Source organism: Bacteroides sp. (genome assembly GCF_030151085.1).
In the GTDB taxonomy this organism is placed as follows: domain Bacteria; phylum Bacteroidota; class Bacteroidia; order Bacteroidales; family Bacteroidaceae; genus Bacteroides.
Genome location: NZ_JASLER010000093.1, coordinates 123,712 through 132,077 on the forward strand (window position 1 = coordinate 123,712; position 8,366 = coordinate 132,077).

8 protein-coding genes and 1 pseudogene are annotated in these 8,366 nt (G+C 41.6%); 2 read left to right on the top strand and 7 right to left on the bottom strand.

The genetic code is table 11. From position 1 onward, the window contains the following. Positions 1-2: 2 nt before the first annotated feature. The 7 genes from Q1W14_RS20195 to gap all read right to left on the bottom strand — a co-directional run bounded on the left by Q1W14_RS20195 (position 3) and on the right by gap (position 7,222). On the bottom strand, positions 3-797 hold the full coding sequence (locus Q1W14_RS20195; RefSeq protein ID WP_300704479.1) for a histidinol-phosphatase: 795 nt from the start codon (positions 795-797) through the stop codon (positions 3-5). Beyond that, complete coding sequence (locus tag Q1W14_RS20200) at positions 794-1,330, bottom strand: 5-formyltetrahydrofolate cyclo-ligase (protein ID WP_300704480.1); 537 nt, start codon at positions 1,328-1,330, stop codon at positions 794-796. Before Q1W14_RS20200 ends, Q1W14_RS20195 begins: the two co-directional genes overlap by 4 nt. Continuing rightward, on the bottom strand, positions 1,242-2,987 hold the full coding sequence (locus tag Q1W14_RS20205; RefSeq protein ID WP_300704481.1) for a S41 family peptidase: 1,746 nt from the start codon (positions 2,985-2,987) through the stop codon (positions 1,242-1,244). The genes Q1W14_RS20200 and Q1W14_RS20205 overlap by 89 nt, the downstream gene beginning before the upstream one ends. Before the next feature lie 69 nt (positions 2,988-3,056). Continuing rightward, positions 3,057-3,494, bottom strand: coding sequence for a dCMP deaminase family protein (locus Q1W14_RS20210; RefSeq protein WP_300704482.1), 438 nt, complete (start codon positions 3,492-3,494; stop codon positions 3,057-3,059). Between the two features lie 13 nt (positions 3,495-3,507). Then, the gene (locus tag Q1W14_RS20215; RefSeq protein WP_300704483.1) at positions 3,508-4,023 is read right to left on the bottom strand and encodes a DUF4847 family protein; all 516 of its coding nucleotides are present in this window, start codon (positions 4,021-4,023) and stop codon (positions 3,508-3,510) included. Then, positions 4,020-6,071 (bottom strand): M3 family metallopeptidase, encoded by a 2,052-nt coding sequence (locus tag Q1W14_RS20220; protein ID WP_300704484.1) that lies wholly within the window; start codon positions 6,069-6,071, stop codon positions 4,020-4,022. Before Q1W14_RS20220 ends, Q1W14_RS20215 begins: the two co-directional genes overlap by 4 nt. 140 nt (positions 6,072-6,211) lie before the next feature. Beyond that, on the bottom strand, positions 6,212-7,222 hold the full coding sequence (gene gap / locus Q1W14_RS20225) for a type I glyceraldehyde-3-phosphate dehydrogenase (RefSeq protein ID WP_300704485.1): 1,011 nt from the start codon (positions 7,220-7,222) through the stop codon (positions 6,212-6,214). Positions 7,223-7,360: 138 nt separating this feature from the next. On the opposite strand from gap, the gene mscL reads away from it, so the two are divergent. Both mscL and Q1W14_RS20235 read left to right on the top strand, forming a co-directional pair. Continuing rightward, positions 7,361-7,801: a large-conductance mechanosensitive channel protein MscL gene (gene mscL / locus Q1W14_RS20230; RefSeq protein WP_300704486.1), complete on the top strand. Its 441-nt coding sequence runs from the start codon at positions 7,361-7,363 to the stop codon at positions 7,799-7,801. 303 nt (positions 7,802-8,104) lie between these two features. Next, positions 8,105-8,366: pseudogene (locus Q1W14_RS20235) on the top strand (GMP synthase (glutamine-hydrolyzing)); the annotation flags it as partial.

The window sequence follows — 8,366 nt, forward strand, 5'->3', positions numbered from 1 at the left end:
TCTCATGCTTTATCAGTCAACATCTCCAAGGTGTCTATCGTCTTAATCTTCTGTTTTTTTAATGCTTGAATAGCTTGATCGTAGTAAACGGGAATTTCTAAATCGACATTATAGTGGGCATCCAGTCCGATGATGGCGGTACATCCTTCGTTGGCTGCGATGCGCCAGAAGTCAGCACAAGGATAAGTTGATAATCCGTGTGCAAGGTTATAGGCTACATAACCTATGTTATACTCCAATGGAAGATTGAGCCGAGCAGCAGTACGGCAGATATGTCGGCTGATCGATGTGCAATGAGAATCGAACTTGGGATAGGAGCGCATAAAAAGATCCGGGTGGGCGAGGTAAGAAAATAATCCGCTTTCCATACCTTTAATGGCACTTTCCTCATAAAGGTCGAGCATATCACGGTTATCCGTATGATGACCGAAGTAGGGGAATTCCTCATCTGTGTGATAATGATGATTACCAAAGATGATGTAATCTAACCGGTACATCTCAATTTGCTCTTTCAACCAAGGGATATAATCGGGAAAATACTCACATTCAAGTCCTATCTTGATTTCAATTTGATCGCGATATTTCTCGCGGAGACTTCGGAGACTCTCAATGTAGTCGGGTAATTCTTCGGGAAGCATTCGCATGTCGGCTACATAGTCGGAATTGTATTTCCAAGGGGTATGATCTGAGAATCCCAGAATATCATAACCACCTTTGATGGCACTGCGTACATATTCTTCATCACTACCTGTGGCATGCATGCAGCGAGTAGTATGAGTATGATAATTAGCTTTCATCTCGTTATGATTTCGTCCATGCGGATATCAAACGGTTCCGCCGGAACTTCTTCAACAATTTGGAATGTGAAACAGATACCGACTTTATAAGCTTGTGGAATACGTGGAAGAAGGCGGTCGTAATAACCTTTTCCGCGTCCCAACCGATTGCCGTTACGATCGAAGGCTACTCCGGGAACGGCTATAAAGTCGATGACAGCATAATCAGTAAACAGTTCACCGGTAGGTTCTTCGATCCCGTATGTTCCGGTAGCCAAATCTTCAGGACCGGTATATATACGTATTTCAAGGTCGTCACCTACTACTACCGGGAGAAGTATTTGCTTCTTATGACTCCACTTTTGGACAAACTCGTGTGTATCTACTTCGTCCTGGAGGGAGTAGTAGAGTAGTATAGTATTTGCCGCCCTGAAAGCCGGATGGGCTTCAAGGGCGGCAAGTATATTAGCAGACTCTGATTGATGCGTAATGGAAGATTTGTGTTGGGTCTTCAACAACGCCATACGCTTGCGCAGTTCTTTTTTTCTTTCCATCTTTCTTGTTTTCCTCTTTTAAGGGTGCTTCTTCGGGAGCTTTAGGAAATGCTTCGCCTTTCTCCAAAATGTCTAATGCTTTCTTTACAGTTGCATCAGTCTGGTTAATGTAGCGGATGTATTGCTCTCTGCCAAGAATATTATAGATAATATTTCCGAAGAGACTCTTTTCTAATAACTTATAGGATTTGTGTATCAACAGATTTCTTCTTTTTACTCCCTTGGAATCTGCAAAACGTACAAATTGCTCTACAAGACCTTGATGGCGAAGATATTGTAATAAATCGTCTACATTGTTGAATTCACTCAATTTGGCACGGTTACGGTCAGTATATTGGAAACTGAATTGCAAAATCAATCCCTTGTTACTTGCTTCTATCAGATAAGAAGATACTCCGGTTGTATCTTGTGGTACAAATACATCCGGCATGATGCCTCCTCCTCCGTAAACAGGACGTCCCAATCCGGTGGAGTAACGCAATTTTTCATCCATCTTGATACTATCTTTGGAGAAGAATTCACCATGTTCATAACGGTTGATCCAGTCCATCTCATACTTACTGTCTTTTCCACTTTCGTAAGGACGCTGAATGCAACGGCCGGAAGGTGTATAGTAGCGGGCAATCGTCAGGCGAATAGCAGAACCGTCACTGAAATCGATAGGCTGTTGTACCAAACCTTTTCCGAAAGAACGGCGTCCAACAATGGTACCCCGGTCATTGTCCTGAATAGCTCCGGCAAAAATTTCGCTGGCAGAAGCAGAGCCTTCGTTCACCAATACTACCAAAGGCATTTTCTGGCAGCTACCGGTGCCATTGGCGAAATCTTCCATACGTGGATATTTTCGTCCCTGCGTGTAAACGATTAACTTTCCTTCAGGTAGAAACTCGTTGACCATACGAGTAGCGGCTTCCATATATCCACCGGTGTTATCTCGTAAGTCGATAATCAGACCTTTACACTTCTCGTGACTCAGTTGGGCGATGGCATTCAGAAGTTCTACATGAGTGGTACGTCCGAATTTGCTGATTTGTATATAGCCAAAATCATTGTCGAGCATGTATGCGGCATCTATGGTATTCTGGGGAATATCGCCACGGATGATGGTAAAATAGAGCAAATCTTGTTCTGTGGCACGCTTTACACCCAACTTGACTTCACTGCCCTTCGGCCCTTTCAGATTGCGCATAGCTTTTTCATTCGTCAGACCTTTGCCTACAAACAGGCTGTCATTTACCATAACGATACGGTCGCCAGCCATCAAACCAACTTTTTCAGAAGGGCCGCCTTGGATTACGCTGTTTATGTGTATCGAGTCTTCCTGAATGGTAAACTGAATACCGATACCGCTGAAACTTCCTTCCAGTTCGGAATTGACTTCTTCCAGATTCTGGGCTGGAATGTAGGTAGAATGAGGGTCAAGTTCCGCTAATATTTGCGGCATGGCTTTTTCTACTAAATCAGTCATGTTAACGGTGTCCACATACTGGTCGTCGATGACACGAAGTAGAGCATTCAGCTTGTTGGATGAGCCGTTGATGATGCCCAATCGGTTAGCTGCGAAATGTCTGGCATAAAACGTTCCAATAAGAATTCCCGCTACTACGCTGATGGCGATAATTAGCGGCATAAAGCGGGAAGTGTTTTTTGTACTCATAATGTTATTTACGATTTTACTATTTACTATTTACGATTGAGGTTACTTTTAACTCTCAACTTTCACCTTTTATCTCTCAACTTCCACAAATACTACTTCAATACCTGCACGTTTCAAAAGTTCAATGCCGTCTTCTAGGCGGTATTTCTCAGAATAAACCACTCTTTTAATGCCTGCCTGAATAATCAGTTTAGAACATTCGATGCAGGGTGAAGCTGTGACATACATGGTGGCTCCGTTACTACTATTGTTGGAACGGGCTATCTTGGTAATGGCGTTAGCTTCTGCGTGAAGTACATACGGCTTTGTTATATTGTTTTCGTCCTCGCAGATATTTTCAAAACCAGAGGGAGTGCCATTGTACCCATCGGATATAATCATTTTATCCTTCACGATCAAAGCACCCACTTGGCGGCGTATGCAATACGAATTTTCTGCCCAGATACTTGCCATACGTATATAACGTTTGTCTAAGGCTTCTTGTTTCTTTTTAGTAGAATCGTCCATGGCTTGATTATTATTATCGTTGAGCGGTGAAACCTATGACTTTGGTTATATTTCCGTCTTCGAAATACAGGGTTAATGAATTAGAATCTCCTTCGTATTTATAAACCTTCTGTAATCCGTTAATGAATTCTTTGGCTAAGGGGTCAGTCTCCGAACCGTTTGTCTTTAAGGCGATAGCCAAAGTATGTGATTTACCATCGACACTCCAGGTACCGGTAAAGGTTGCTCTGATACCTTTCCCGTCTAGGGTTGTACCCATTATTTCGCCATTCAGCTCGGTACCGGCAAAGTTAATAGTGAAATTGCCTTCTTGGGCAAGAGCAGTCATACTGGTGTTATAATCCTTTTCATTATTCCATAAATTCGGGAGGAATCGAGCACTACTATCTTTGGTTGTAAGGCGACTGAGTTTCCAAGTGCTTTTTGTGAAGATTTCTATGACATCATCTTCGTTATTGCATCCGCTTACTATAGGAAGTAATGCAAGTAATAGCAATAAATAACCGATATTTCTTATCATTCTTTTCATTTCTTTATTCCGTTTCTGATTAATAATGCATCTATGGTAGGTTCTTGTCCGCGGAAGCGTGTGTAAAGCGTCATCGGATGTTCCGTGCCACCTTTCGAAAGAATGTTTTCGCGGAAAGAAGTTGCGACTTCCGGGTTAAAGATACCTTTTTGTTTGAATAATGAGAACGCATCCGCATCCAATACCTCAGCCCATTTGTAGCTATAATATCCGGCAGAATATCCTCCGGCAAATATATGCGAGAACTGAGTGCTCATACAAGTCTCTTCGATTGAAGGTAGAATTTGTGTCTTCTCCCATGCTTTCTTTTCGTAGGCTTTTACATCTTCATCGAATGGTGTATTGCGGGTGTACCATGCCATATCAAGAAGTCCGAAACTAACTTGACGCAGACAAGCGTATGCAGCATTGAAATTAGAAGAATCGACAATGCGTTGCACCAACTCATCCGGTATTAACTCTCCGGTTTGATAGTGGCGGGCAAACGTATGCAGGAATTCTTTCTCAATGGCAAAATTCTCCATGAATTGCGAAGGTAACTCTACAAAATCCCAATAAACATTGGTTCCGCTCAAGCTTTCATAAGTAGAATTGGCGAACATACCGTGCAGGCTATGTCCAAACTCATGCAAGAATGTCTCCACTTCACCGAATGTCAACAAGGCAGGCTTGTCTTGTGTTGGTTTGGTAAAGTTCATAACGATAGAGATATGCGGACGGCTGTTTTCTCCATTCGCTTCGTCTATCCATTGTCCTTTGTAGCTTGTCATCCAAGCGCCTGAACGTTTTCCGGCTCTGGGGTGGAAGTCTGTATAGAATACAGCGAGGTATTTACCATCTTTGTCAAATACTTCGTAAGCATCTACATCTTTATGATAGACCGGGATATCCGGATTCTTTTTAAAAGTAATACCATATAGCTTGGTTGCCAAGCCAAATACACCTTCAATGACCTTGCTCAATTCAAAATACGGTCGAAGCATTTCATCGTCAATATTGAATTTCTGGTCTTTCAACTTGTGAGAATAATATCCCCAGTCCCAGGGCATTAAAACGAAATCGTCTCTTTGCTTTTCACGGGCAAGAGATTGTATTTCGTTGTATTCTTGTTGAGCGGTAGAAGTATAAGCATCCAGCAGCTGATTTAATAATTTGTAAACAGCATCGCTATTCTGTGCCATACGCTCCTGTAGATTATACTCGGCAAAGTTATCGAAACCTAAAAGCTGAGCAATTTCCATGTGGGCATTGGCTATCCTCTTTACAATATCCAGATTGTTGTAGTCATTGTTGTGAGTACACTTGGTATTGTATGCCATATAAAGTTCGCGACGTAATTCGCGACTATCGGCATACATCATAAAAGGCCCGTAACTAGGGGCTTGTAAAGTAAATACCCAACCTTCTACACCTTTTTCCTTAGCTGTTTCTGCGGCAGCTTCTATGGCACTTTCCGGTAGTCCGGCTAGCTGAGATTCTTCTGTAAGAACAAGTTGGTAGGCGTTTGTCTCTTTCAGGTTGTTTTCACTGAATTGCAGAGTCAGTAAACTGAGTTCTGTACACAAGGCACGATATTTCTCCTTGGCTTCTTCTTGTAGATTGGCACCGTTACGTACAAAGCCGGTGTATATATCTTCCAGCAATTTGGTTTGTTCCGGATTCAGTGGGGGATGCTGTTCGTAAACGGCTTTTATACGTGCAAACAGCTTCTCATTTAGACTGATGTTGTTTTCATGCTCGCTCATTAACGGCATAATCTCTTTGGCAAGTTCTTGAAGATCATCATTCGTTTCGGCACTAAGGAGGTTGCCGAATACAGTGTTGACATGATGAAGCAATTCGCCGGACTTTTCATAAGCCAATATGGTATTCTCAAATGTTGGGAGTACTGGATTATTGATGATTGCATCTATTTCGGCATTCTGGCGATTGATGCCCTCCTCAATGGCCGGTTTGAAATCTACGGTCTTTATCTTATCAAACGGAATAGTTCCGTGAATGGTAGTGTATGTTTCGAAAAACGGATTCTGAGCCGATATATTATTCATAAAACAAAGCAATATTAGCGTTAGTGTAAACTTCATCATATCTAAGTGTTCTGATAAAAAGCGAACTAACTGCAAAATTGCAAAAAAAATAGGTGACTTCCTCAGAAGCCACCTACTTTTTATTATTTTCTAACTGTATATTAGCAGTTAACTGATGCCATGTGAGCGATCAAGTCAAGAACCTTGTTAGAATAACCGATTTCGTTATCATACCAAGATACAACTTTTACGAAAGTATCAGTCAAAGCGATACCAGCTTTAGCGTCGAAGATAGAAGTGCGAACGTCACCCAAGAAGTCAGAAGAAACAACTGCATCTTCAGTGTAACCCAGAACACCAGCCAATTCGCCTTCAGCAGCTTCTTTCATAGCAGCGCAGATTTCAGCGTAAGTAGCAGGCTTAGCCAAGTTAACTGTCAAGTCAACTACAGAAACGTCCAAAGTCGGAACACGCATAGACATACCAGTCAATTTGCCGTTCAATGCAGGGATAACTTTACCTACAGCCTTAGCAGCACCTGTAGAAGAAGGGATGATGTTGCCAGAAGCAGCACGACCACCTCTCCAGTCTTTCATAGAAGGACCGTCAACTGTTTTCTGAGTAGCAGTAGTAGAGTGAACTGTAGTCATCAAACCGTCAGTAATACCCCATTTGTCGTTCAATACTTTAGCGATAGGAGCCAAGCAGTTAGTAGTACAAGAAGCGTTAGATACGAATTGAGTACCTTTCACGTAAGTTTTTTCATTAACACCGCAAACGAACATCGGAGTGTCATCTTTAGAAGGAGCTGACATTACAACGTACTTAGCGCCAGCTTCGATATGAGCTTGAGCTTTGTCTTTAGAAAGGAACAAACCTGTAGATTCAACAACGTATTCAGCACCTACAGCATCCCATTTCAAGTCAGCCGGGTTTCTTTCAGCGGTGATGCGGATAGCTTGACCGTTAACGATCAGCTTGCTATTTTCAACATCTGCTTCGATAGTGCCTTCGAATTGTCCGTGCATTGTATCATACTTCAGCATGTAAGCCAAGTAGTCAACCGGGCAAAGGTCATTGATACCTACGATTTGAATATCGTTTCTCTTCATTGCAGCACGGAAAACGAAACGTCCGATACGTCCGAATCCATTAATACCTACTTTAATCATTTTGTTTAAACTTTTAAGGGTTTTATAAAATTTGTTCAAATATCTCTCATACAAGGTGCATTTCTTTCTGAAATGCGCTGCAAAAGTACGAAAATGTTTTTATATTTGTGAGTGAAATTACAATTAAATAATTGAAAAATGGGAAAAAGTACTTTTTTGCAAGATTTTAAAGCATTTGCCATGAAGGGCAATGTGGTTGATATGGCTGTCGGTGTAATTATTGGTGGTGCATTTGGTAAAATAGTATCTTCTGTGGTTGCAGATGTGATAATGCCTGTTTTGGGCTTGTTGGTCGGCGGTGTAAACTTTACGGATTTGAAGTGGGTAATGAAACCTGCCGAGGTAGTTGATGGCAAGGAAATTGCCGCTGTAACTCTGAACTATGGCAATTTTCTGCAAGTTACGTTCGACTTCCTTATTATTGCTTTCTCTATCTTTTTATTTATCAAATTGATTACTCGTCTGACGGCAAAGAAAGAAGAGGCTTCGGCTACGCCTTCTGCACCTCCCGCTCCCACTAAAGAAGAGGTTTTGCTGACGGAGATTCGCGATTTGCTGAAGGACAAAGCATCCAATTAACGGTATCTCTTCGTACTTTTCTTTTGATGTAGGTATTGCCTTGGTTTTGCCATCGCAGTGGCAAACTTTTGCCACCGCTTTGGCAAGACTTTGCCAACATATAGGCAAGAGGCTGTCATTGCTTTGGTAAGATTGTACGACTGCAAGTGGCATCTATTACAGAGCTTAATCATTGTGCTTTGTGCTTCTTTGTGAGTTGTTTATTCCTAAAAAAATAGATTTTTAGCCTTATTGTTTCTATTATTCCCTTACTTTTTTCTACTTTTGCACATCGTTTTTATCCATTCTGACTAAATATTTAGTATGCAAGAAAAAATTATTATTCTTGATTTCGGTTCACAAACCACGCAGCTTATTGGCCGTCGTGTTCGTGAGTTGAACGTGTATTGTGAAATTGTGCCTTACAATAAATTCCCGCAGGGGGATAAGAGTGTTAAGGGGGTTATTCTTTCAGGTAGTCCATTCTCTGTTTATGATGAAAGTGCGTTTAAGATTGATTTGAGTGAAATCCGTGGCAAGTATCCTATATTGGGCATCTGCTATGGCGCACAATTCATTTCGTATA